The sequence below is a fragment of the Bacillus clarus genome, assembly GCF_000746925.1.
In the GTDB taxonomy this organism is placed as follows: Bacteria; Bacillota; Bacilli; order Bacillales; family Bacillaceae_G; genus Bacillus_A; species Bacillus_A clarus.
In genome coordinates this window covers 4,721,982-4,747,178 of sequence record NZ_JMQC01000008.1, presented here as the reverse complement: position 1 = coordinate 4,747,178, position 25,197 = coordinate 4,721,982, and the positions used below count along the sequence as shown (strand labels likewise).

The window sequence follows — 25,197 nt, the reverse complement described above, 5'->3', positions numbered from 1 at the left end:
TGATAAGGATGTGCAATTATGAAACAACACAATGAACAAATAAGTGAAAAAAATAAAAAAATAAAAGTTGAACGTGTACAAACTGGAATTAGGATGGAAAAAAGAATGGTAAAAGTTTTGAAAGCGATGGCAGAGTATCATGATATTTCACTAGGCGTTCTTCTTGAAAGAATAGTTCTTCATTCTTTTGAAAACAAACCTGTATTTAGTGAAGAAAGTCTTGAAAAAGTTAAAGCTATAAAAGAAGTTTATGATATGGATTATGGTCTAGAAATAAGCCGTCAGTGGAATGATTCAGAAAACTAAAATGATTATTTTTAAATACAGTACCATCTAGATTTTTTGTAAAAGATTCATGAAGTAAAAAAGCTAAATAAAATTATCAGGAGCGATATGAAATGAAATTTAGTACATTAACAATATTTGACCATTACCCCCATCTGCTTTCTCGAACTCCTAAACAATTCTATAACGAGGTATTGGAGCAAACGGTTCGAGCTGAAAAAATGAACTTTGACGGAGTATGGTTTACAGAACATCATTTCTCTGATTTTGGAATTAATTCCTCTCCTGCCGTTCTGCTCGCTGCGGCATCTCAAAGGACAAACAAAATTCGCCTTGGTGTGGGGGTTTCAGTACTTCCATTACATAATCCTTTACGAGTTGCTGAAGATTATGCGATTGTTGATCTTTTATCAAATGGAAGATTAGATTTCGGATTAGGTAGTGGCTATGATCAGAGGGAGTTTGATGGGTATAATATTTCATTGGAGGACAAAACTGAGCGTTTTAACGAGTCTCTAGAGGTAATACGTAAGGCGTGGTCAGGTCAATCTTTTTCTCATCAAGGAAAGTTTTTTCAATACAAAGATCTTAAACTTAGTGTCCAACCAATTCAAGCTCCGTTTCCTCCGCATTGGATTGCAACTTCTAGTGAAAAAGGTGTTGGGCATGTTGCTAATATGGGAAGCAATTTCATGGCGCTTGGGTTTAGTAAATCAAGGGATGAATTAGCAAAGCTGATTGATACATACAAGAATATGTATCTGAAGGCAGGATACGGTAATCCAGAAGAGCTGGAAATCCCTGTTGCATTTCATGTTCATGTTGGTGAAACATATGCAGATGCTGAATACAATGCAAAAGGTCCTTATCAATTATTTATGAATACTCCACGTGGGACGAATATCTCATATGAAGACCTTAAACATAAATTCAATCCAGTAATAGGAAGTCCTGATGAAGTTATTAAACAAATTCAGTCCTACAGGGAAATAGGTGTTACGAATTTTATGGCCGTAATGAATTTTGGTGGATTAGAACATCATAAAGTACTTTCCTCCCTAGACTTATTTGGTAAGCACGTAATCCCTGCATGTAAGTGAAAAAACGATAGAATAAATTACACTTCAAAAACTTTCAGAATAATGATGTAAAATACTAATCTTTACATTTCTTTAAAACTAATTAAAACTACCACTTCCTACAATTAAATAGAAAGTGGTAGCTTTAATTTTTTTGGAATATCGGAATGAAACTGTGGAGTATGCACGACAGAAAACGAATATCTTTCTTGAATAAATGATACTTCATTGTGACTAAAATCAAATAGAACACTATTTTTCTTGAAGTTCTCTTGGATCTTTTGTAAATACATAGCATCCGGTGTTCCGAAAGAAATGTGTACTTTTGGCGGCAAAGCCTTCATTGCGATCGGAATCCAAGGTCGTTGCCACCAGCTCACAACAATATATGCCGTGCCACTAATGACAAAATTGAAAATATCTCCATCTTCCATCGTATTCATGCATAAATTAGATTTTAGCCATTTTGTGAATACAGGTACACTTTTAACTGGAAGGCCTATTTCTCTTACATATAAAATGTTAAGGGGTGAATACGGAACTAAAACATCTTCTTCAACATAATTATGTGCAATGATTTCAAGAAGGTTGCCATCTCCATCTCGAAAATATAAATTTAATCGACCATTTTCTTCATCAATTGTGTGACCGTCTGCCCATTTAACTATGAGTACGCCTGATTTTCCAAGCCACTTTGCAGTTTCATGGAACTTTGAAAATGGGATTTCAAAAGCAAAATGAGCTGGAGCAATTGGCTCATATATTTCTTGAAAACTAATTGTTGTATAAGGTGTTATTTCAAATTGAACGAAAGTCGTGGTTTCTTTCTTTATTGGAAAAGATAATATATCTCTGTAAACTTGTTTTACGCCTTCTATTGATACAGTTTGCAGTTTTATATCTGAAATGTGTGTAATCATTGTAATATACCTCCCAATTCATTATGTCTATTCGTATTGTATTCCAATAACTAGCAGGAAAAATCAATCTGCAGGTTGAAATTCAAATTATTAAACTACAACTTTTGTGGTAGAAGAACTTCGTTGATACACTTAAAAAGGTGAATGTTTTTAAATTTATCTTTACAATCTTACCCATCGCTCTTTCTCCAGGTACAAATTTTACATTAGCTGTATCGAGCGCAGCTTATTCTTGTTTTATTTTGCTATACAGCAATTCGTATCAATATTTGAATAGCACCTTAAATAGGATGCATTATTTTTTATTGCTTTAAAAGTTTGGTTTTAAGTAATATTTATTAACAAAACTTCATTTTGAAGTCCTTAAAAACAAATGACTAGCACAAACGTTCGTATCAAGGTATAATAATACTATCTTAAAGTCAAAGGAGTGTTGTCTTATGAGTCAAAGAATTTCTTACTATGATGCTGCACCTGATGCTATGAAGATTATGATGGACATGGAAAAGTATACGAAGAATTCAACAATTAATCGGACTACTAGAGAACTTATAAAAATTAGAGTTTCTCAAATTAATGGTTGTGCTTACTGTATAGATTTACATACATCTGATGCACGTAAATTAGGTGAAACTGAACAAAGAATTTATTGTTTAAGTGCTTGGGATGAATGTGCTTTTTATACACCTGAGGAAAAAGTTGCTATTGAACTAGCTGAACATATTACCCTCATTCCTGCTAAAAGAGTTCCTGAATCCTTATATAAACGCGTACGTGAACAGTATGATGAGAAACAATATATTGATCTTGTATTAATTATTAACCAAATTAATAGTTGGAATAGACTTTCTATTTCAATGGGCAATACACCAGATAAAAAATAATTAGGCTAAACGGACATCTTAAGGTGTTCGTTTCTTTTTTGACTATACTATAGTAACTATTTCCTACACCGTACATTTAGTGAATACACTTTAAACGGGGTGATTCCTGTAATGTAAACCAATCAATCTACTGATTACTTAAACCAATTTCTTCTTATTTCTTCTACAACTATCTCTGGCTTATCCCAATGTAGTATATGAGTAGTGTCAGGAATTAACTTTACTGTCCCTCCTGTTTTCTCTTTAAAAATTGTTGCCGTCTTCCCTCTATATTCATCCCAGTTATGTGGGAATGTGGCACGAAGTAGTATTATGTTAGGTGGCATCTTCTCGTAAATATCTATCGTTTCATGCTTATGCATGCCTTTTATAATGCTACTAGCTGTTATACCTCTTGCATGCAAATACACTTTATCGTTCTTTTCTAAACCGAGATCTTTTACTGCTATTTCTAACAATGGAGACCATCTTGTATAGGCCTTTTTTTCACTTTTGAAGAAAGCTTCCCAACTATCAAATACATATTTTTCAAAGTCTTTTTCATAATAAGAGATTTCCTCTTCCATAGTTTCTTCGTGCATTCTTATTGATAGCCTCCATCAATAAGAATGCTTCCTAGTACTTTTTCTGGATGCTCTAATAAATAAAACAATGCCACAAAACTGCCCCGAGAATGTGATAAGAAATAGAATTTTTCGATTTCAAGGGTATGTAATACTTCATCTAACCATTTCACTAAACTCTGCATCTCATAATCTTCAACTCATTCAAATGTCCCTGTTTTACCATGTCCAGGTGCATCAATCGAAATAAGTCTATAATCTTCTTTCAGTTGCTCTGCAATTTCTATAAAGCTTAAACTCGTACTTCCTAATCCGTGTAAACAAAAGATAACTGGTTTATTTTTATTTCCCCAATCAGTAATATGCACATTTATTTTTTCGTTGTTAATAAAATAACGTTTCAAAATAATTATCCTCCATATTTTTAAATTTATATTATATTTATATTATTTTTTCCATCTCCTTTTTCACATGAACTATGTCATCTCATACCTACACAAAAAGGTGATTTCCACTATAGGAAATCACCTTATACATGAGTCTATCAAATAAAAAATGATGTTCATGTAGGAAGAATTAAGAATTAAGAATTAACAGCCGTTATCATAAATCGTTTGGAATTGGTCTTTATTCCCTTTTCTGTTTTATTTGCTGATACGAACTTTTGTAAAATATCAAAATCATCCTCTTTTTCACCGAATCTAGGAATAATAGGTGTATGTTTTAATAAGAAAATGAGATCTTCAGGTGTCTTATAATAATCGATTGCATCATACTCACGGATTTGTACAATATTAAACCCTGCATTACTTAGTTCATTTACATACTTTTCTTTTAAAGTGCCCTCTTTTTCACCTAAACATTGTCCTCTGCCAAATGCCTCTTTTATGTTTAATTTATCGGACTCACTAACTTGTTGTGTTAAGAAGAAACCATCTTTTTTTATTACTTTTGCTAGTTCAGACGCCACAAATGGTGCATGACAACTAGATGCAATATCAAAGAATGAACGTGGAAACGTCAAGTCTGCTGAATCCATTCTGAAAAAATTAACATTTGGCACATCTGCTGTTTTTAAGTTAGACTGTGCCGTTTCTATCATGCCACTTGAATTATCAATTCCAACTAAGAATAAAGCTGAAGATGCTATTTTTAGAATATTCTCTCCTCCGCCTGTACCAACATCGAGTAGAACATCTAATGGTGCACATCTTTCTCTTACTTCATCATAAAATCCCCATGTAGCACCTTCAGTTACATAATTTAGTTTACTAAAATTCCAACCGTTTGATTTTCCTACTTTATCATAAAAGTTTTTATACTCTAATTCATTCATCTTATTACATCCACCTTTCAAAAGGGTATTCCTCTATAAATAATGACGACTACCGAAATAGATTCAAAGTTTATATTTTGAAAAAGGGCATACTTCTCCCTTAATGGCTGGTACGCGTTTTTTCCAGCTCGAAAAACTAGTTACTTCGAACAAAACGGTAATACATCGACTTCACCCCATTTGAAAGATTATATTCATTATATCCTATAACAACACATTATACATATCTAAAATACAGGTTATTAAATAAACAGTCTATTTCTTTCATATAAGTTTACATAACAAAATTATTGTTTATATTAATCTTCTATTTTCATGTTATCAATAAATTCTAAATGTCCCCTTCTTCAACCACACATACTATCCAAAACACCACTGACCGTTCTTCCATGTTTTGATAAGCCATATTCCATTTTAGGTGGTATTTCTTGAAAAATTTCACGTTGAATCAATTGATCTTGTTCTAATTCACGAAGCTAATTCGCTAATGTTCCTTGGGATATTTCCGGTATGTGAGCTTTAGTTCACCAAAACGCTTCGTTCCATCTGTTAGTAATATAAATAAAATAAGTGGTTTCCATTTCCCACCGATTATTTGTAATGTTGCTATTACACCTTTTAATTTTGGTTCTTGTAAATCCATTTTCTCACCTCTCCCATCACATATCATGTTTCCTATTTTTACATTTTATTTGCTTTGGCTTTATAAAATAGTTTACTTAAAATTGCGCTGTTAATGAAACATTTCGTTCGCTGATATTACAGGTCACATATTTCAGCATAAAATTGTATCTTATTTGTATAGAAAGTTCTCTTTATTCGTATCCATTTTTCCATAAACCTCCTTGTAGAGCGGATAGAAATAAGAATCCTACTCTTACTTGCTGTGTCCCTATCAATTTAGGAAGTTTTTTTATCGTTTAACAAAGTATTTAATAATTATATAAACCATAAATTATAGTATCAATAAAAGGAGGCAACCGAATGACTATTTATTATAACAATCAAGGGGATGAACTGAACGAAACTAGAAAACCGGCGACACATAAAACACGTTTAATAAATGATGCTTTATATAAAAGAATCGAATGGGAAAAATTAGAAATCGAGCGGGAATTATCTAGAAAGAACACACTGGTTCAGGTACCGTTACCTATCATTAACGGAAAAAATAATTTTCCTCATGTATGGGATTTAACAAGATATTCTTTTTTATTAAAGGATCAAATACCTGATACAGTTCACCCCAAGCTGTGGGAGCAAGGTAAATTAAATCTCCACTCTGGATTATATAAGATAACAGATCGTATCTATCAAGTTAGGGGATTTGATCTTGCTAATATGAGCATTATTAGAGGAAATACGGGTTGGATTGTAATTGATTGCTTAACTTCTAAAGAAACTGCAAAAGCTGCACTTCAATTAGTGAGCAATTATTTTGGAAATAGACCAATTAGTGCTATCATCTTGACTCACTCTCATACAGACCATTATGGGGGGATTTTAGGTATTTTACAGTCGGGTGCTGATAAAAAAATAAACGTATATGCTCCAGAAGGTTTTATGAAAGCAGTAATTGAAGAAAATGTTACTACTGGAGTAGCGATGTCTAGACGTGCGATGTATATGTACGGAGTAGTATTGCCACATGATGAAAAAGGGTTGATAGATAATGGGATAGGGAAAGAGATTTCTACCGGCACAATTACTCTTACTAATCATGTGAAAGAAATATCACAAAGTGGTAATGAGCAGTGTGTAGAAAAGCTAATTGATGGTGTAAGTATACAGTTTCAGCTCACTCCGGGTACTGAAGCACCTGCAGAAATGAATATATATATACCAAGTGAAAAATCTCTATGTATTGCAGAAAATTGTACGGCAACTCTTCATAATCTATATACTTTACGAGGTTCACAAGTTAGAGATCCGGTGGCTTGGGCAAATTATTTACAACAGGCCATTGATCTATTTGGTGATAGCTTGACCAGCATATTTGGAGTTCATAATTGGCCGCGTTTCGGTAATCAACAGTGTATAGATTACTTGGAAAAACAAAGAGATGTATACCAATATATCAATGACCAAACCTTACGTTTAATAAATCAAGGCTATACATTAGAAAAGGTAGGAAGAATGGTAAAGCTTCCAAAAGGTTTAAAAGACGAATGGTACAATCATTCATTTTATGGGACTGTAAATCATAACGCAAAGGCAGTCTATCAAAAATATATAGGGTGGTATAATGGAAATCCAGTAGACTTAAATAAGTTATTTCCAGAAGATTCAGCAAAAAAATATGTGGCATATATGGGTGGTGAGGATGCTGTATTAGAAAAAGCAAAGAAATCCTTCCAAAATGGAGAGTATCAATGGGTAGCAGAAGTAACGAAACAAGTTATTTATGCAAATCCTAACAATAAAGATGCCAAGCTTTTATGCGCGGATGCTCTAGAACAACTTGGTTATATCGCAGAATCAGGTCCTTGGAGAAATGAATATTTAATGGGGGCCCAAGAACTGCGTTCAGGTAATGTAACTATTCCAATCTCAACTATATCTACAGAGGTGCTAAATGCCTTACCAATTCAAAATATATTATATTTATTTAGTATACGATTAGATGGAATACAGGCAGAGGATTATGATTATAAAATTAACTTTGTGATTCCAGACCGAAATGAAGTAGCCTCAACAGAAATAAAGCGTGGAATATTTAGATATTTGAAGAATGAACTAGCAGAAGATGCAGAGGTAACAGTTACCATGTGGAAAGAAAAATTATATGAGCTCGCGACTACAAATAATAAATCTAATAACTCTACTATCATTATTCAAGGTGATAAAGATAAATGGCAATTATTCTTGTCGGCACAAGATAAAATAGATTCTAATTTCAATATTATGACACCTATTTCTTAAAAGTAATATTGTTTTTTACTTTTAGGAATTAATTATTCTAAACAAAAGAATAACTTATGGGGAATGGCACTTAATTGTTCAGTGTATAAGCTACAGGTACAGTAAATGGAATTCCTTTTTTCGGAGAAGTAACTACTATGCCACCTTATCTCTTCAAGCAATGGTAGGGAACTTTGGAGTAAGTACTGTTTTAGCGGTTTTTATGTACTATTTACTGTTCACATTACACTTATCTTCTGAACAAAGTGGCTTCAATTATACTCTAATTGGAATAGGTGGCCTTTTTGGAAGTATCCTTGCAGTACCGTTAGAAAAACGTTTTCGACGTGGCGTTCTTATTCCTCTTTTTCTATTTTCGGGTGCACTCGGATTAACAATTGCTTTGTGGAGTAATTATTGGCTGGCACCAGGTATTGCTTTTGGAATTGCAATGACCTGCAATATTGCATGGAATACAATCGTAGCAACAGTCCGTCAAGAAATCATTCCTTCTCATATACAAGGAAGAGTTTTAGGATTTTCACGTGTACTTACTCATTTAGCTATGCCACTTGGAGCATTAGTGGGTGGAATCATTACTTCCAATAATCCAGTTTTTGTATTCGCCTTGGTAGCTTGCACGAAAATAATTGAAGTTTTTATTGCGTTATTTAGGCCGATACGAAAATTATAAATATATTAACAATCGACGAATCCAACCATCAAATACTCAATTCTACTACTTTCAGATAAAGCTCCACACAATAAAAAGGCATATATAATATGCCTTTTTTACATTACTCATCATTTTTTAATTGGATAACAAACTTCTGTAACCCACTTATTAGGGTCAGACTCTGTTGCTAGGCTAACATGATAAATATTGAACATCGGACCTGATAGTTCGTAACCTTCAGATTCAATCCATTTTGCAGCTGCTTCATTTACTGCTGTCATTTGTTCATAACTACCATTCACTGTAATGAACGCTATGAGAGATGACTCCACAATTTTAAATGTAACGTTTTTTGTATCTTCATACTCACCTACAACATCTATCTGTATTTCAACGTCTACATCATTCTCTTTATATTCATGATCATGGAATATAGCTATACTATAACTTGGATTAGCAACATTTATATTTTTTATACCTATTTCTTTCATAAGTATATTCCATAAGTCCCCTTCACAATTATAAGATGGAATAACCTTTCGAACACTTGCAACGTTCCTTGCAGGGATTTCTTTTAAAGAAACATGATAATTCATTTCAACAACATCCTCTCTCATCGCTTTTATTGAGTCTTCGAGGAGACGTAACTGTTTTTGAAGGTCTTTCATTTCTTCCTTTACTTAAGAACTACGATTAAAGAAATATTCTTTCGTGATTTGTATATTATTACTCTCTAATATTTCTTTAATAGCGGCTAGGCTAAATCTCATATCTTTTAAAGTTTGAATTTGATTTGCTTTCTTTAATTGTGCAGCCGAATAATAACGATAGCCAGTTTGTACATCTACTTTTTCTGGTTGTAATAATTCCATTTTATCGTAATGTCTCAACATCCGAATGCTAATGGAAGAAAGTTTTGAAAAATCTCCTATTCTAACCATTGTTTCCTCCTAAATATTTCAATTATTTCGAAGCTCAACTATAGCTTAAATAATGACATAATGTAAGAGTCAATCACTAAATCATATAATATATTTCCATTCCATTCATCAACATTCATCAACCTGTTGTTTTCTTTTCCAAATCTCATTTTTAATACGTTATAATTACATAATAATTTGTTATTTCAATCCATTTTTATACACTTAATAATATATTTAATAACCTTAGGTATATTGTCTCTATCATACCTCTTTTCAATTATTATTCCGAACGGAGAAACAAATAGTAAATGCAATTTACCACAAATACCTGTGCCAAAACTAAACTCACCTTTTGAATTTGTAATTGCAAGTTCTTTTTCAGCAAGTTTATTCTCAGAAACCTTAACATTTGATACAGGCTTATTATTTTAGTCTATAACTCTTGAATCTGTGTATTTAACAATATCTGTACACATTAATTTAGGATCCTCATTTTGTATATCATTATCCACGTTGATATTTATTATAAATCCATAAGTAGTAATACCAATAAAAATACCTACTACAACTAATAGTAATATTTTTATTTTTAGTTCAATCACCCTCTTACTATTTTGACTATAGGATAAACAGTCACCTTTAGAAATATTTTCAGTTAGCCAACGTATATATTTATTTTTTTATGAAATAAATATTCTATCCATGTTAATCGTTTTTTCTGATTTACCATACTCATTAAATTTGATTTTTTCAGTTACCATTTCTTCTCCTCCCACAACTGCAATAAAACTTTAAAATATAATATTCAATAAATGTGTTTCAAAGTTTTATTTGTCTGGACTTTCAATGGTACTTGTAATCATTTTTAAGGAAGGTGTTGTAACAGATATTCCGATTCCCCAATGATTCATTTGCTTTTATTTCAAAAGTGAAACCTTACTTAAATTTTTCTTTTTTACAATACATATACACTAATGTATATTCATTTTGAATTTGATTTCCGATTGAAATAAATATTTTTATTCTTTCATTCCTTCTAATATTTAATTATACTATTGATTCAATTTAGTTCGGTCTTCGGTCTTTAATCTAAACATTTTATTGTACTTAAAAGTTATTTTTATAATATAATAACCACATAATAATTAGCCTGTTCTTTAATCGTTATTTTTCATTTGGCTAATAACAGTCTTATATTCATTATATAAGTTCCTCCAAACCTCCTTTGAAAACTCTTTCTCTTTAACATCTAAAGCGGAAGCAAAAAGATCTAAACATACATGCCAACCTGCTATATCTTTCGGTGTATGATCTATTAATTCAACTTTATTAAATCGTCCTTTAACTCTCTTATAGCTGGCAGTAAACTAGCTAATGGATCATGAGTAATACATGTTAAAGCTACTTGTTTTTCCGATTTCACTATTTATTCCCCAATTACTTATTCATTACAACAAAAGGTACATCTCATATTGTTCTAACGAATTCTTTTCAAATCCACATTTCTTTAAAAAGCCTTCAAGCAAACTATTATTAGGAAATCCAATTGATAAACACGATAACTGTAACTCTTTACTTGCTGTTTGTAATAAATACGTCGCAATACCCACATTTCTATAGACTTTGTCTACAAAAATAAAGCTTATTTTCCTGTGTTCATTTACACATATACATCCTTTTAAATTATTATCAACATACGCACCATAATACGTATTATTTGTTTTTTCGATATAATTAATATCATTTTGCCAATTTATATGGAAGTTAAGCCATTTCTGTATTCTAGATTGAAATTCTTGAAACTCTAGTTGCTTTACTTCAATATCTTTAGCACTTGTCTTTATTATTTTTGAAGGTTCTTTTAAATGATAATAAGAAAGGTCATATACCTTTTCATAGCCTAATTTATTATAAAATTTGATCGCCCGGTCATTACCGACAATTACTTCAAGAAAAAGTTGTTTACAGCCATTTTCAATAGCCTCTTTTTTATGAAGTTCAAATAACTTTTGGCTAACACCCCTCCCACGAAAATCAGGATGAATTGCTAAAGTACCGCAGCGCATAGTTTTTATACTTTCATATACCTTTATACCGCCGAGTATAATTCCAATAGGTTTATCTCCATCTAAAGCGATGTGGGAGTTTTCTAATGTATTTCCTTCTGGCCCGAAAAATCTCTTTATAAAATCTTCTTTTGAAACTTCCATTTTAATAATATAATCTGAAAATCCATCCCTAAAAGCTTCATATACTAACTCTATACTTACTTCACTGCATTTTTTATATAGAATCATGATAGAACAATCCTCCGATATGAATGAAAAATATGGTTTTCTCCTTACTAAATTACACACTCAAATACATGTAACGAATTCCCTTCACCATATCCGTTCTTTATTTCGTGAATACTAACTTGTTTAAATCCATTGGAAATAAGTATATTCTTAAATTCCTCTAAATCATACAGACGAATAGGAAAATCCATAATCTCCGTTTTATTTATTTTCTCATTATTAAATAATTGATATTTCAACTTAATACTTAAAATTTTATTTTCCTCATCATAATGTACTTTTCTATATTCAACAATTAATTCATTATTAAGTACTTTCCTGTTTGTTTCTATCCAATCAGGAATTTCCTCAGTTTCATTATTACTCTTTACAATGGTCAAAAGTAATTTCCCATTCTCTCCTAGACAATTCCTCAAATTTTGTAGACTTATATTTACTAAACTATCAGATAAAAGCGAAAATGATCCAACAGGAATCATAATAAAATCATATTTTTTCTCTCTTTTAAATTCTTCTATTTTTTCTTGTGATACAATGGGATTTAAGTCCAATTTTTCCGCTTTCTCTTTACAAACTTTAAGCATTTCCTCTGAAATGTCAAATCCCTCAATATGAATACCTTTTTGCATAAAAGGGATAAGCATTCTACCATTTCCACACATTGGTTCTAATACTTCCATGCTTTTATTTTTTATAAACGAAAGGTAAAAATCTAGTTCTTTTCCGTTGGCAATTGATTTATCGCTTCCATATATTTTCGTGCACAGTTCCCCGTAGTAACTAAGCGATATGATTCACCCCTTAATTTGAAATGAACGGACATTTTTGTATATACGCGTCGTTATTAATTTGTTTGATTACAAATGGAGCAATATCACCATTTTGAATTTTTATCCCTGGTAAGTCTAGTAAGCTTTCTTTTACATCTCCAATCCCTTTTCCCTCTACAACAAAAGGCAACCTAACAATTGTCCAATTCACATCACTATTTCGTATTACTTGTAATTCCTTGTACTTATCTTTCATCATCTTTGGAAGAAACACTCGGAATAAAGTTGTTCCCAACTTATTTGCGATTCCTTTCTTATCTTCCTGTACATTTAATAATCCTCCTGAAATAAGAATATATCGCTTTACATTATATTTCTTCATTACTTTTAAAATATGATTTGTAACCGTACTAAATATATAAGATTCTTTTTTAAGTTGACCTACTGCATTAATAACAGCTTTACAGCCCTCCAGTAATTGATCTATTGCTGAAAAATCACGAGCATTTCCTTTCACAATATCTAATTGCTTATTAGATCTGGATTCCGCGTGAGAATTCGAACATGGTAGCCTTCTCGCATTGCTTGCTCTACAAGGAATTTTCCAGCCTTTCCTTTTGCACCAATAATCGCTATTTTATCTCTAGTTTGCATGGTTACTATGAGACTCCTTTTTATGCATCATTAATGTGTTTTAGTTATTTCATGAACACGTAAAAAAGCAATTAAATATTCACACGCTCTTTCACAAGCCAGCATTTTATATACTTTTTGTTCTTCTGCCGTTTTATCATTTGCTTGATCAGAAGCTACTTTTAAACATAGAAACGGCTTTTTATTCATGTGACATACGTACGCAAATGCTGCTACTTCTTGATCCACAGCTAACGCTCCGTACACAGTATGTAACAAGTATCTCATTTCAGCACTGCGAATACGCTGGTCTCCTGATAAAAAAGTACCGAAATGGACTGGATCATAAGACCTCATTTTTTTCATTCGCTTTACTAGTGATTTCGTTGTTTCAATTGCTGCTGTTCTACCTGTATATAGATTAAAACTATCTTCTCCTGAACCAGCGGCTGTCACATCGTGCTGTAAAGTATTAAGAGCTACAACGATATGACCGTTTTTTACTTTATCAGATAAGCTTCCGCAAATCCCCGTCATAAATAACTGTTCTGGCTGAAATTCGCTTATTAATAACTGCACGCAACTCGCACAGCTTACTTTCCCAACACCAGTTATAACTGATATTATTTCTAAATCATTGATAGAATGAAAATGAAATTCCCAAGCTGCCCGTTTTTCTACACGCTCACTTGGATAATGTTGATGCAAATATGTAAGTTCTGGTTCCCAAGCAGATACTATCGCAATACGTTTCATTACATACCTCACTTTCTCCTATTTTCATTGGAATAAATCGTCTATACTTTCTCGTTCATCATAAGGAATCCACTCTTTATATTTTTGATATACATCTCGTATCATTTCTTTATTCTTCGCAATTACTTCACATCCTCTATCATCATAAATAAACATGATACTATCTTTCGTTGCGTTTATGAGAAATACATCTGGATACGAGATTTCTTTCTTACGACCTAGACGTGGATAAAGCTCTGGGAAATCTTCATGATTAGCAGCTTGAATAAGTGGTACATGCCTAATATCTTCTACAAAACATTTTAAAGAAAATTAATACGTATAGTACAAGTCAGCTTCTTCTTCAAATAGAAAAGGTAAAGTTTCTTGTCTTATTTGAAACTTTAAATATTTCTTCTTAATAAAATGAATATATACTTTTATTTTCTTCAGATTTTTTACTTTCTCCTTTTTAAACCTATAAACACTTATAACTAAAAACACCGTGTCTTTTTTGAAAATATATCCTCAAATAAGCATTTGTTATATTTATATAATTGTGAGAAGTATTCCATATTTAAATCCTCGGAGCCTTCTTTTATTTGGTATGTGTCTTTTCCAAAATCAAAATGAAGATGATTTTCCCATTGAAAAAATATATACGGTACTAAAGTAACTCCAGGAAATGTATGATTCATATATTCTTTTAATTGCATTTTTATATCCTTCTTAATTTACTAATTCATTTAAATACCAATACGCTTCTTCAAGACTTTCAATGTGTCTTTTCTTTCCCATAAATATGATATATATGCGCATGCAGCGTGTTCCAATGATTTTTTTAATCCATTTTCTACATTTATTATATATGGCGGGGTCCCCTTTTGATCCCATTCTATTTTATCTGCCACAAACAATACTAAATCCATTCTCGTCGCATTTTTTCGTAAAGTGGTGTGGCAACCAATTGCATTTAAAATTTGTTCATCATCCACTTTAAATATTTCTTTTGCAATTACTCTTGATAACTTTTGATGAATAATCATTGGAAATTCTCGCTCTTCTTGTAAGATGTCTATGCCCAATTCTTCTGCCACTGCAATCCGTTCTTCATTAGGAAATATTGCACTAATATCATGTAAATATCCTGCAATAGCGGCTTCTTCTTCATTTATGTGAAACCTTCTTGCGATTTTACTTGCTTCATTTGCGACACGAACAGAATGTTTAAATGTAAATTCTTTATTATAATCTAACAAAAAGAATCTTATATCATCTTTTATTTTTCCAGTTAGATTAAACATGTGTATATCATTAATTGATCCCGTCCTTAGTATTACTGTTTTTAAATATAGCGTGAAGATAAAATAAACACTTACTTGTATATTCTTTATTTGTTTTTTTAATTCCTTTAAATACGTTACATGAAATTTTATATTGAATCTTCACTCCAAAACACGTAAATATTTGTTATTATAGTAATGTTGGTTAATTGTAGAGAAAGGATATAAATTTATAATGAATAAAAATATATTAATTATTGATGATGATAAAGAGATTGTAGAGTTACTTGCTGTGTATTTACGAAATGAAGGCTACAATATTTACAAAGCTTATGATGGTGATGAAGCTTTACATATGCTATCTATACATGAAGTGAATCTTATGATTCTAGATGTTATGATGCCAAAACGCAATGGATTAGAAGTTTGTCAACAAGTGCGTGAGGATAATACAGTTCCTATTCTTATGCTTAGTGCAAAAGCGGAGGATATGGACAAAATACTAGGGCTTATGACAGGTGCAGATGATTATATGATAAAACCTTTCAATCCATTAGAACTGATTGCTAGAGTGAAGGCATTATTACGTAGATCTTCATTCCAACATGCTGCATCACAAACGAAAGACGACGGTATTATTCGTATTCGTACGGTTGAAATACATAAGCATAATCATACGGTTAAAGTGAATGGCGAATATATCAAACTCACGTCTATTGAATTTGATATTTTATACTTACTTGCGAGTAATACAGGTAGAGTATTTAGTTCAGAAGAAATATTTGAACGTGTTTGGAATGAAGACGGATATGGTTCTAATAAAACTGTAATGGTGCACATTAGTAATTTACGCGACAAGCTAGAAACAGGAATAAACGGAGAAAAGCTCATTCACACTGTTTGGGGAGTAGGTTATAAAATTGAGAAATGAAGCATTTGACATATTAAAAGTCATTCCGAAATGGAAAATTATTTTTTGGCTTTTACTAGCAATCTTACTCACCCCCATTACCGAACTAATCATATATCGCCTCGTTACAAGTGTAATTGATAGTTCTCTTACCTTAACAGAGCTAGGTAAGGAGTTTATTAGAATTATTGGCTATGAAAAGTATAGAGGTTTAAAAGAATCTTTATGGATTATGATGATTTCTTATTTGTTTTTATTTTCTATTTTTTCTTCTTATGTTTATATTTTTTATCGTCATGAAAAGAAACTATATTATGAAGATTGTATAAAAAAAATGATTGAAGAAATTCGTTATATTGCCAACGGAAACTTTAACCACAAAGTCTCTATTTTACAACATAATTACTTAGAAGATTTAGCAACAGGAGTCAATCAAATTGTAGAACAATTAAAAGTTTCTATTGAAGAAGAAAGACAAACTGAACAAGCTAAGAGCGAACTTATTACAAATGTATCACACGATTTACGAACACCACTTACATCTATAGTTGGATATGTAAATTTAATTCATCACGATAATTATAGAGATGAAGTGGAGTTACGTCACTACATTCAAGTTATTTACGATAAAGTAACTCGTTTAAACATGTTAATGAATGATTTGTTTGAATATACACGTGTTCAAAATAAAGAACTAAGTTTAAATTGTGTACCTATCGATATTGTTGAATTGTTAGGACAACTAACAGTTCAATTTCGTATGCAAGTACAAGAAGCTAATATTGAATGTAGACCTTCCTTCCCACCTCAAAAACTAATGGTTCTTGCTGATGGTGATAAATTAGTACGTGTATTTGAGAATTTAATTATCAATGCTATAACGTACGGAAATGATGGAGAATATATTGATATGATCGCTTATGAAAGTAATAATATGATCGCGATTGATATTACAAATTATGGACAACCTATCCCAAGCACTGATTTGCCTCATATTTTTGAACGCTTTTATCGCGTTGAAAAATCACGTTCCACACATACTGGAGGATCTGGACTTGGTTTAGCAATTTCAAAAAGTATCGTTGAACTCCATAATGGAAAAATTGAAGTATACAGTGATGATGAAAAAACTACTTTCACTGTGAAATTACTTCCATATAAATGCTGACAATCTTTATTCAAGGTTCAATTTCTTAATATATAAGGAATTGAACCTTTTTTCCATGAATATCCAAACTTTAATAATTCCTTAAAATTCTTTAGAAATTCTTTATCTTTTCTTTCTTCCTAGTTAAGCATTCCTTTTTACAATAGTTATATTGACGTAATAGTAGGAGGATCGCTTATGCAATTCTTTAAAAAAATAGCAATTTTACTTTTATCTTTTCTTATCACTGCAATTATTGTTTTATATTTCTATCTTTATGTAAATGGTCCTATCGTTCAAGCTAAATCAGCTATTTTAATAGATGCTTCTTCAGGTGAAATTGTTTACAAAAAAAATGAAAATACCACCCTTCCATCAGCTACCTTATCTAAGTTGATGACAGAATATATTGTATTAGAACAAATACAGAATGGTACGATACAATGGAAAGATTATGTCAAAACAAGTAATCTGGCTTTTCGAATGGAAGTTAACCCTATTCATATAACATCTAAGGATAAAGTAACGGTCCGTGACTTATTTCATACGCTACTTTTGACTGCAGACAATCGTGCAACACTCGCTCTAGCAGAACATATATCTGAAAACGAAAAGAATTTCACAAAATTAATGAATGAAAAAGCGAAACAATTAGGATTATCACAAGAAACTCCGTTTGTAACAGCTACCGGAATGTCAAATGAGCAAAATAAAGCATCTAAAGTAACCGCTTTAGATGCTTCGAAATTAGCTCAGCGCTTAATAACAGATTATCCAGCTATATTACATATAACTAGTTTAACTTCATATCAGTTCACCTTCAAAGATATTCAAGTTTTTAATACAAACAAAATGATTTATTCACTTGATCAAAACATTAAACTTAAAGGTGTTGATGGATTACAAACTAGTTTCTCAAATAATGATAATTATAGTTTTATCGGAACAGCCAAACAAGGAGATACAAGATTAATTTCAGTTATATTAGAGGCAGATGGGGAGAACGCTTCTTTTATTGAAACAAAAAAATTGTTTAATTATGGTTTTGATCCTACTTATCTTTCCTCGTTGCAAGCTCTAAAAAATTCTATTACTTCTTGGTCATCATTACTGCATTTTAAAAATTTGTTTCTACAAACAATAACGATTTTCTTAATCGTTGCTGTTTCAGTATTACTACATATACGCAAAAAAAATTCAGATGATTTTTAACTAATAACCTCTTTCACATAAAGAAACCGACTTTATTTTTATAACAAGTCGGTTTTTTTTATTGTTCCTTTTAACAAAATAATCCTCTTCCGATTAAGTTTGCTGAAACAGGTTTTAAATCCAATTCTCTAGACCATATAGATAACTGGCCTATATGATGTATTTCATGTGCAATTACATGGCGCAAAACTTCACCGTATTTGTACGTTTTATTTGTCCATGAAACCTTTACTATTTTATTCTCTACGTCTTCAGACCATGTTTTTAAAAAAACTTCTAACTCTCTTCTATATACACTAGATAACTCTTGCACTTTTTGAAGCGACTGGTAATCTTTGAACTTTGGTTCAACATCTTCTTTCCCTTGAAGATCATTAATCCAGCTATACTCGACATCTACAATATGAAATAGTGTTTGCAGAATACTCCCTACTCCCCCAACTCGTTTATAAAGTAATTCCTTTTCAGGCAGCTGCTTACACCATTCAAACCACTCATCTCTTACTTGCCAATTGTAACGAAATAAAGCTTCTAACTGAACCATCTCCCTTAACTCTTTATGTTTGACTTACAATCCACTTAACAGCCTCTATGACACGCTGAGGCTCATCCTTCTGAATATAATGACCACTATTTTCTGCAATCATAAATTTATGCTGTGTTGATAAACGTAACAACTCTTCTTGCAATTGTAGCCATTTCTTTTGTGCTTCTCTAGAATAAAAGGCTTTTTTTCCTGCAGCTAATACAACAAGCAGAATATCCCCCATCGACTTACAATATTCAGTAGCTTCACCTAAACTATGCGTAAATTCTTCGTATGTACTTTCATATATAAATTGCTTGTAATAAGCTTCTTGAAATTCAAGAGACATGATTGGTAAAAAATCTAGTTTATAATTTTCAGGTGTTGAGTCAACTAATACAACTCCAAACGTTTCTTCTGGATAAGAAGAAGCGAACAACCTGACATTGATGCCACCAAAGGAATGCCCTACTAAAATATAAGGTGGCTTAAGTTGTAGTTGCTGCACAACACCTCTTAACTCTTTTACCATCTCAGAACTAATACGTCGTTTAAAACTTTTTTCACTTTTTCCTAAACCAGCTCGATCATATACAAGTACTGTTCCGTATTCAGTAAGCTCTTCCGCAATATGCTCCCAAGCCTTTGAATAATCACCATAACCAGCTTCCAATATAATAGCCGGTTGCTTCTTCTGTCCTTGTACTATTTTTGTATATATTTTAAAGTCATCTATTTGTACAGATTCTTCTTTACAAATAACCCTTCAAAATCACTTCTCTTCTTTTTAGTTCTTCCACTAATTGATCAACTATCACACCTACAGATAGTGAACCATTAACAACAATATCTGAATTTTGTTTTACATTTTTAGTTGTCTCTAAATAAGCTTTTCTAGCAAATGTTACATAATGTTTTAAATCATCATGTATTTCACTTGCTCGATTCCCTGCAAAATCTCTCATAATTCTTCTAGCCATCGCAATGTCTAAAGGAGTGTCGATATATATCGTTAAATCAATCAATTCTCGCATTTCACTATTTAAGTAAGCAAAAGGATAATCTAAAAAGATATAATCTAGCTCAGCATTATTAAGATCATTCTTTATATCAGTAATTAGTGGTGTTAATATCCACTCATCATAATCTGCTCCATCATCAATCCATTTACATATGTCTGTAGGACAGTTATCAAACTTATAAGTATCAAAGTATAAAGCTTTAGAAATTTTATACTTACGAGTTAATTGCTCAGTAATTGTAGTTCTCCCGCCTCCAGAAACAGCTGCAATAGTAATTACTTTTGGTTTTTGATTCGTCGTTTACCTCCGAAAATTTATCGCTTACAGTCAACATAATATAATTATATAAACCTTACCTTCCTTACTGTTTGTTTTTCCATTCATGCTCCAACATGCTCATTTCGCACAGGTTCCAATACTTATTTCCTACTTTCCTAGCATCTCGTAATAACCCTTCTTTTACAAAACCAATCTTTTCATAACACGCAATCGCTGGTGTATTAAAATCAAACACACCAAGAGAAACCCTATGTAGTTTTAACTCTTTAAATGCAACAGCAAGCGCCAATTGCATCATCTGCTTTCCGATAGATCTTCCTCTCATACTTGTATCACCAACTAAAACTTTTCCAATTCTTGCAGATTTATTGATTGAATCTATCTGTCCAAGCGAAATATGCCCGATAACTTTTTCACTCTTCTTATCTATAACTTTATATGCAAATACATGAGCATTTTCATGATTAGCATTCTCTAAATACTTCTCTAATTGCTGTTCATCTAATGGATATGTAAATGCTGTTCCTGCCCATTGTACTATAAATTCTTCGGAATAGACCCAATTTATTAATTGTTTAAAATCCTCTCTTTTAAAATATTCGAGTTTAATCATACTCTCTTTAGCTCCCTTACAAATTCCTATAATTAATTAGTGTCCTAAAAATACATTCCATATGAACTTCTAGATATCAAATTACTTTCCCTCTATTTTTATGTATAACAAAAAGCCATCCACAAGAATGGCTTTACACGAAAATGGCATAATTATGCTTTATTTGCTAAATCAATACCATCTAAATCAAGTTTAGCAGTAACAGTTGTAGTAGCTAGTACGATTGCTTCAATTTTACAAAGAGAAACAATTGCCGGATGAGAACCAGGTATAGCAGCAAGCTTAACAACATCACAAGATACTGAAGTAACAATACCTGCATAGCTATGTCCTTCTGTATCAATACGAACTGTATGATTTACTAGTTTTTTAAGCTCATCTCTAATTCCTTGCACACAGCAACAATCACATCTTTCATTGTGCTCTCTTTTACATTCTTCAAATTTGTCCCAACAATCATCATGATGTCCAGAGCATTTCTTTCCAAAACGACTAAAATGAGAAGCCAAAATATCACCCCCCTAATCTTTCTATAAATAAAATATGTTCAACCAATGAAAAGTGTCAGTGACAAAGACGTAAGAAAGTAAAAACAAGCGCTTGTACCGTGCTCTATTCTCTTTACATACGTAAAAAAATGAGCTCATGTATAAAGAGCCCATTTCTCATTTTATATTTGATTAGATTGTAGCCCTTGAATGTAAGTAACTACTTCTGGATTTACAAGTGACGATAAATCCCCTAACTCTTTTCCTAAGTACGCAGCTTTAATGACACGTCTCATTACTTTTGAATTACGAGTTTTCGGTAAATCTTCTACAACGTGAATATCTTTTGGACATAAAGCTTTTCCTATATGTGAATTTACTAAATTCAGTAATTCTTTCTTTAATTCTTCAGAAAGTACTACACCGTCTCGTAAAACAACGAAGCAATGACAAACTTCACCTTTTACATCATCAGGTACACCAATTGCTGCTGCTTCTATTACATCATTATGTTTCACAAGAATAGATTCATATTCAGCAGGTCCGATACGTTTTCCCGCGATATTTAATGTATCATCCGAACGCCCTGTAATAATATATTGTTCACCGTCATAAATAACCCAATCACCATGCACCCATTTATTTTCAAAACGTGACCAATATGTGTTAACATAACGTTCATCATCTTCCCAGAAGCTTTTTGTCATACCTACCCAAGGTTTTTCTAAACATAATTCTCCAACCACATCGCGGATTGGCTTCCCTTGATCATCAAGCACGACTGCTGCCATCCCTGGTAAAGATGCATTAAAACTAATTGGTGCAATTGGTTTAATAAGAACATTTCCGAAAATTCCACCAGAAATTTCGGTTCCACCTGAATAGTTACAAATAGGAATTTTACCTTTTCCAATTGTTTCAAAAAGCCACATCCAAGGATCTGGATTCCAAGGTTCTCCTGTTGATGCGAATACTTCTAAACTTTTTAAAGAGTGCTTGTGTACGTATTCATCACCTTTTGCCATCAACGCGCGAATTAATGTCGGTGAAATACCGAGGTGAGTAATTTCATACTGATCAACAGTTTGCCATAATCGATCCACTTCTGGGAAATCCGGAACACCTTCATACATAACCATTGTTGCTCCATTAATAAGTGAACCAAATAATAAGAACGGCCCCATCATCCAGCCCATGTCAGTTACCCATAATACACGATCGCCTTGCTTAATATTCATACCGAATCCTGCGTCAAATGCAGCCTTTAAAGGGAAGCCAGCATGTGTGTGCACTGTTCCTTTTGGCTTACCAGTCGTTCCTGATGTATAAATGAGCATGAGCGGATCATCACTATTCATTTCCTCAGCATGTATAAATGGCTTTTCTTTTTCTAAAGTACTCCATGAAAAATCATAGTTATACGGTGTAAAATCATTTCCTGCATGACGAACGATAACAACTTTCTCAACAGTCGGGCAATGTTCACACGCTTTATCTACCTCGTCTTTTAAAGAAACGATTTTCCCGCGACGAGAGAATCCATCAGCTGTAATAATCATTTTTGAACCAGCTGCTTGTACACGCGTCATAACTGCATCAGCGGCAAAACCTGAGAAAATTGGAGATATAATCGCCCCAATTTTCATTACGGCTAACATAGCGACAACTGTCTCAGGAATCATCGGCATATAAATCGTTACGCGATCGCCTTTCTCGATTCCTGCGTGTTTCAATCCGTTTGCAACACGACTTACCCAGCTATCTAGTTCTTCATATGTGAAAGATTTTGATGTACCATTCTCTCCTTCATACATAAGAGCAGGCTGCAATCTTGTCTCTTCTTCTGCAAGCCAACGAGATAAAACAGATTCTACAACGTTACACGTTCCGCCAGTATACCACTGTGCAAATGGCGTACCATTTTCTAAATCTAATACTTCCGTATATGGTTTCATCCATTGATAGCCTACCGCTTTTTCGGCCTCTCCCCAAAACCACGCTGTTTCTTCAATTGACTTATTATAGAAATTTTCATAGTCATCATAACCTAATGATTTCATCCAGCCATATAAACGCGTTTTATCTTTGTATTCTTCTGTTGGAAACCAAACAGCTTGTTTCAATGTTTTCCCCTCCTTGATTTTTCGAACAAGAAAGCCCTAAAAAGGGCTTTTATACTGGATAAACAGGATGTTTACGATCTGTAAACACTTGATATTTACTCATATACATTTCGAAACGTTGTTTTAACTCTTCACGTAAATGATTTGGATGGACAATACCATCAATCACCATCTCTGATGCTAGTCGATAAATATCAATATCCTTTTTATACTCTTCACGTTTTTCAGCAATAAAACTTGCGCGCTCTTCTTCTGGTAAAGCTGCAATTTTATTTGCATATACAGCATTAACAGCTGCTTCTGGTCCCATTACTGCGATTGAGGCTGTCGGTAATGCTAAACAGCAATCTGGCTCAAAAGCGGGACCTGCCATCGCGTATAAACCAGCTCCATACGCTTTACGAACAATAATAGAAATTTTTGGTACAGTTGCTTCACTCATTGCGGAAATCATTTTTGCACCGTGACGAATAATACCAGCACGCTCAACTTTCGTACCAATCATAAAACCAGGTACGTCAGCAAGGAATAGTAATGGGATATGATATGCATCACATAAATTTATAAACTTTGCTGCTTTATCAGCGGAATCGTGGAATAATACCCCACCTTTCATACGTGGCTGATTTGCGATAATACCAACAGGTTTACCATCGATACGCCCTAAACCTGTAATTAATTCTTGAGCAAACAGTTTTTTCACTTCAAAGAAAGAGCCTTCATCAATAATTCGGTTAATAAGATCTTTCATATTAAAAGGAGCATTTTGATTTTCTGGAATAATTTGTTCTAACGTTTTTTCGAAATGTTTCGGTTCTTGAGGTGTAGCCGTAGGAGTCTTTTCTAAGTAGTTGCTTGGAAAATATGAAATATATTGTCTAGCTTGAGCAATTGCATCTTCTTCTGTTTTACATAAAACATCTCCGCATCCAGATACAGAGCAATGCATACGAGCGCCGCCCATTTCTTCTAATGTTACTTTTTCCCCGATAACCATTTCAGCCATACGCGGAGAACCTAAATACATAGACGCATTTCCTTCAACCATCATAACAACGTCACAAAATGCAGGAATATATGCACCACCAGCTGCTGAAGGTCCAAAAAGTAAGCAAATTTGAGGGACTTTACCTGATAACTTTACTTGATTGTAAAAAATTCTTCCTGCACCACGGCGCCCTGGGAACATTTCAACTTGATCAGTAATACGTGCACCCGCAGAGTCCACTAAATAAAATAATGGAACACGTAATTTTTCAGCTGTTTCTTGAATACGTAAAATCTTTTCAACTGTACGTGAACCCCAAGATCCAGCTTTAACTGTTGAATCATTTGCCATTACACATACAGTGCGGCCATGTATTTTACCAGTTGCAGTTACAACACCATCCGCTGGTAATCCTGTTTGTTCACAATTTGCAAATAATGCATCTTCCACATATTCGCCATTATCAAATAGAAGGGCTAAACGATCTCGAACAAAGATTTTTCCTTTTGCTTTATTTTGTTCATGATATTTCGGTGCTCCGCCTTGTTTAATTGTCTCAACTCGTTCTTCAAATGAATTAGATTGTTGTTTTTGCTCTAACATA

General features: G+C 32.7%; 18 protein-coding genes and 9 pseudogenes. 8 read left to right on the top strand and 19 right to left on the bottom strand.

The features are described 5' to 3' along the window. The first annotated feature begins 18 nt into the window (after positions 1-18). Together DJ93_RS25205 and DJ93_RS25200 are read left to right on the top strand one after the other, a co-directional pair. Complete coding sequence (locus tag DJ93_RS25205) at positions 19-306, top strand: hypothetical protein (protein WP_042983797.1); 288 nt, start codon at positions 19-21, stop codon at positions 304-306. Between the two features lie 92 nt (positions 307-398). After that, positions 399-1,385: an LLM class flavin-dependent oxidoreductase gene (locus DJ93_RS25200; RefSeq protein WP_042983796.1), complete on the top strand. Its 987-nt coding sequence runs from the start codon at positions 399-401 to the stop codon at positions 1,383-1,385. 104 nt (positions 1,386-1,489) lie between these two features. Here DJ93_RS25200 and DJ93_RS25195 read toward each other — a convergent pair whose 3' ends face one another. Continuing rightward, positions 1,490-2,284, bottom strand: a complete 795-nt coding sequence (locus DJ93_RS25195) for a VOC family protein (RefSeq protein WP_042983795.1) — start codon at positions 2,282-2,284, stop codon at positions 1,490-1,492. Between the two features lie 440 nt (positions 2,285-2,724). On the opposite strand from DJ93_RS25195, the gene DJ93_RS25190 reads away from it, so the two are divergent. Next, positions 2,725-3,168, top strand: a complete 444-nt coding sequence (locus tag DJ93_RS25190; protein ID WP_042983794.1) for a carboxymuconolactone decarboxylase family protein — start codon at positions 2,725-2,727, stop codon at positions 3,166-3,168. A 134-nt stretch (positions 3,169-3,302) separates the two neighbouring features. Here the strand turns inward: DJ93_RS25190 and DJ93_RS25185 are convergent. The 3 genes and pseudogenes from DJ93_RS25185 to DJ93_RS32455 form a co-directional block, all read right to left on the bottom strand. Beyond that, positions 3,303-4,135 (bottom strand): annotated as a pseudogene (locus tag DJ93_RS25185) (alpha/beta fold hydrolase). Between the two features lie 179 nt (positions 4,136-4,314). Beyond that, positions 4,315-5,067 (bottom strand): class I SAM-dependent methyltransferase, encoded by a 753-nt coding sequence (locus DJ93_RS25180; protein WP_042983793.1) that lies wholly within the window; start codon positions 5,065-5,067, stop codon positions 4,315-4,317. 347 nt (positions 5,068-5,414) lie between these two features. After that, positions 5,415-5,710, bottom strand: a pseudogene (locus tag DJ93_RS32455) (winged helix-turn-helix transcriptional regulator). A 341-nt stretch (positions 5,711-6,051) separates the two neighbouring features. Between DJ93_RS32455 and DJ93_RS25170 the strand changes: the two are divergent. Next, positions 6,052-7,989 carry an alkyl/aryl-sulfatase gene (locus tag DJ93_RS25170; RefSeq protein ID WP_042983792.1) on the top strand — a complete coding sequence of 646 codons (1,938 nt, stop codon included), beginning with the start codon at positions 6,052-6,054 and terminating at the stop codon, positions 7,987-7,989. Between the two features lie 145 nt (positions 7,990-8,134). Beyond that, a pseudogene (locus DJ93_RS25165) lies at positions 8,135-8,662 on the top strand (MFS transporter); the annotation flags it as partial. A gap of 110 nt (positions 8,663-8,772) precedes the next feature. Here the strand turns inward: DJ93_RS25165 and DJ93_RS25160 are convergent. The 8 genes and pseudogenes from DJ93_RS25160 to yqeK form a co-directional block, all read right to left on the bottom strand. Next, positions 8,773-9,585 (bottom strand): annotated as a pseudogene (locus DJ93_RS25160) (MerR family transcriptional regulator). 1,139 nt (positions 9,586-10,724) lie between these two features. Continuing rightward, a pseudogene (locus tag DJ93_RS34910) lies at positions 10,725-10,889 on the bottom strand (SRPBCC family protein); the annotation flags it as partial. Positions 10,890-11,015: 126 nt separating this feature from the next. Next, positions 11,016-11,864, bottom strand: coding sequence for a GNAT family N-acetyltransferase (locus DJ93_RS25155; RefSeq protein ID WP_042983791.1), 849 nt, complete (start codon positions 11,862-11,864; stop codon positions 11,016-11,018). 47 nt (positions 11,865-11,911) lie between these two features. After that, positions 11,912-12,655, bottom strand: a complete 744-nt coding sequence (locus tag DJ93_RS25150) for a class I SAM-dependent methyltransferase (protein ID WP_042983790.1) — start codon at positions 12,653-12,655, stop codon at positions 11,912-11,914. Positions 12,656-12,665: 10 nt separating this feature from the next. Next, positions 12,666-13,288, bottom strand: a pseudogene (locus DJ93_RS25145) (SDR family oxidoreductase). 30 nt (positions 13,289-13,318) lie between these two features. After that, a complete protein-coding gene (gene mtnN / locus DJ93_RS25140; RefSeq protein ID WP_042983789.1) occupies positions 13,319-14,023 on the bottom strand; it encodes a 5'-methylthioadenosine/S-adenosylhomocysteine nucleosidase in 705 nt (234 codons plus the stop codon). 24 nt (positions 14,024-14,047) lie between these two features. Then, a pseudogene (locus DJ93_RS32450) lies at positions 14,048-14,718 on the bottom strand (DUF3885 domain-containing protein). A 13-nt stretch (positions 14,719-14,731) separates the two neighbouring features. Continuing rightward, positions 14,732-15,306: pseudogene (gene yqeK / locus DJ93_RS25130) on the bottom strand (bis(5'-nucleosyl)-tetraphosphatase (symmetrical) YqeK). Between the two features lie 214 nt (positions 15,307-15,520). Here yqeK and DJ93_RS25125 point away from each other — a divergent pair. From DJ93_RS25125 to DJ93_RS25115, 3 genes are all read left to right on the top strand, one after another. After that, a complete protein-coding gene (locus DJ93_RS25125; protein WP_042983787.1) occupies positions 15,521-16,216 on the top strand; it encodes a response regulator transcription factor in 696 nt (231 codons plus the stop codon). Then, positions 16,206-17,363, top strand: coding sequence for a sensor histidine kinase (locus DJ93_RS25120; RefSeq protein ID WP_042983786.1), 1,158 nt, complete (start codon positions 16,206-16,208; stop codon positions 17,361-17,363). Before DJ93_RS25125 ends, DJ93_RS25120 begins: the two co-directional genes overlap by 11 nt. A gap of 177 nt (positions 17,364-17,540) precedes the next feature. Continuing rightward, positions 17,541-18,554 carry a D-alanyl-D-alanine carboxypeptidase family protein gene (locus DJ93_RS25115; RefSeq protein WP_042983785.1) on the top strand — a complete coding sequence of 338 codons (1,014 nt, stop codon included), beginning with the start codon at positions 17,541-17,543 and terminating at the stop codon, positions 18,552-18,554. A 70-nt stretch (positions 18,555-18,624) separates the two neighbouring features. Here the strand turns inward: DJ93_RS25115 and DJ93_RS25110 are convergent, their stop codons facing one another. The 7 genes and pseudogenes from DJ93_RS25110 to DJ93_RS25080 form a co-directional block, all read right to left on the bottom strand. Next, entirely contained in the window at positions 18,625-19,098 is a 474-nt protein-coding gene (locus tag DJ93_RS25110; protein ID WP_042983784.1) for a DinB family protein, read from the bottom strand. 13 nt (positions 19,099-19,111) lie between these two features. After that, positions 19,112-19,840, bottom strand: a complete 729-nt coding sequence (locus DJ93_RS25105; RefSeq protein WP_042983783.1) for an alpha/beta hydrolase — start codon at positions 19,838-19,840, stop codon at positions 19,112-19,114. After that, positions 19,833-20,396: pseudogene (locus DJ93_RS25100) on the bottom strand (nucleoside/nucleotide kinase family protein); the annotation flags it as partial. The gene DJ93_RS25105 and the pseudogene DJ93_RS25100, both read right to left, overlap by 8 nt. Before the next feature lie 67 nt (positions 20,397-20,463). Further along, positions 20,464-20,994 carry a GNAT family N-acetyltransferase gene (locus DJ93_RS25095; RefSeq protein ID WP_042983781.1) on the bottom strand — a complete coding sequence of 177 codons (531 nt, stop codon included), beginning with the start codon at positions 20,992-20,994 and terminating at the stop codon, positions 20,464-20,466. Positions 20,995-21,146: 152 nt separating this feature from the next. Then, a complete protein-coding gene (locus DJ93_RS25090; protein ID WP_042983780.1) occupies positions 21,147-21,503 on the bottom strand; it encodes a hypothetical protein in 357 nt (118 codons plus the stop codon). 161 nt (positions 21,504-21,664) lie between these two features. Beyond that, positions 21,665-23,605, bottom strand: coding sequence for an AMP-binding protein (locus tag DJ93_RS25085; RefSeq protein WP_042983779.1), 1,941 nt, complete (start codon positions 23,603-23,605; stop codon positions 21,665-21,667). A gap of 49 nt (positions 23,606-23,654) precedes the next feature. After that, on the bottom strand, positions 23,655-25,196 hold the full coding sequence (locus tag DJ93_RS25080) for an acyl-CoA carboxylase subunit beta (RefSeq protein WP_042983778.1): 1,542 nt from the start codon (positions 25,194-25,196) through the stop codon (positions 23,655-23,657). Between the last annotated feature and the right edge of the window lies 1 nt (position 25,197).

What these genes read in the sequence shown, in the direction of transcription:
- DJ93_RS25205 (WP_042983797.1), top strand. Translation starts at nt 19, where the DNA reads ATGAAACAACACAATGAACAAATAAGTGAAAAAAATAAAAAAATAAAA.
- DJ93_RS25200 (WP_042983796.1), top strand. Translation starts at nt 399, where the DNA reads ATGAAATTTAGTACATTAACAATATTTGACCATTACCCCCATCTGCTT.
- DJ93_RS25195 (WP_042983795.1), bottom strand. Translation starts at nt 2,284, where the DNA reads ATGATTACACACATTTCAGATATAAAACTGCAAACTGTATCAATAGAA.
- DJ93_RS25190 (WP_042983794.1), top strand. Translation starts at nt 2,725, where the DNA reads ATGAGTCAAAGAATTTCTTACTATGATGCTGCACCTGATGCTATGAAG.
- DJ93_RS25180 (WP_042983793.1), bottom strand. Translation starts at nt 5,067, where the DNA reads ATGAATGAATTAGAGTATAAAAACTTTTATGATAAAGTAGGAAAATCA.
- DJ93_RS25170 (WP_042983792.1), top strand. Translation starts at nt 6,052, where the DNA reads ATGACTATTTATTATAACAATCAAGGGGATGAACTGAACGAAACTAGA.
- DJ93_RS25155 (WP_042983791.1), bottom strand. Translation starts at nt 11,864, where the DNA reads ATGATTCTATATAAAAAATGCAGTGAAGTAAGTATAGAGTTAGTATAT.
- mtnN (WP_042983789.1), bottom strand. Translation starts at nt 14,023, where the DNA reads ATGAAACGTATTGCGATAGTATCTGCTTGGGAACCAGAACTTACATAT.
- DJ93_RS25125 (WP_042983787.1), top strand. Translation starts at nt 15,521, where the DNA reads ATGAATAAAAATATATTAATTATTGATGATGATAAAGAGATTGTAGAG.
- DJ93_RS25115 (WP_042983785.1), top strand. Translation starts at nt 17,541, where the DNA reads ATGCAATTCTTTAAAAAAATAGCAATTTTACTTTTATCTTTTCTTATC.
- DJ93_RS25110 (WP_042983784.1), bottom strand. Translation starts at nt 19,098, where the DNA reads ATGGTTCAGTTAGAAGCTTTATTTCGTTACAATTGGCAAGTAAGAGAT.
- DJ93_RS25095 (WP_042983781.1), bottom strand. Translation starts at nt 20,994, where the DNA reads ATGATTAAACTCGAATATTTTAAAAGAGAGGATTTTAAACAATTAATA.
- DJ93_RS25080 (WP_042983778.1), bottom strand. Translation starts at nt 25,196, where the DNA reads ATGTTAGAGCAAAAACAACAATCTAATTCATTTGAAGAACGAGTTGAG.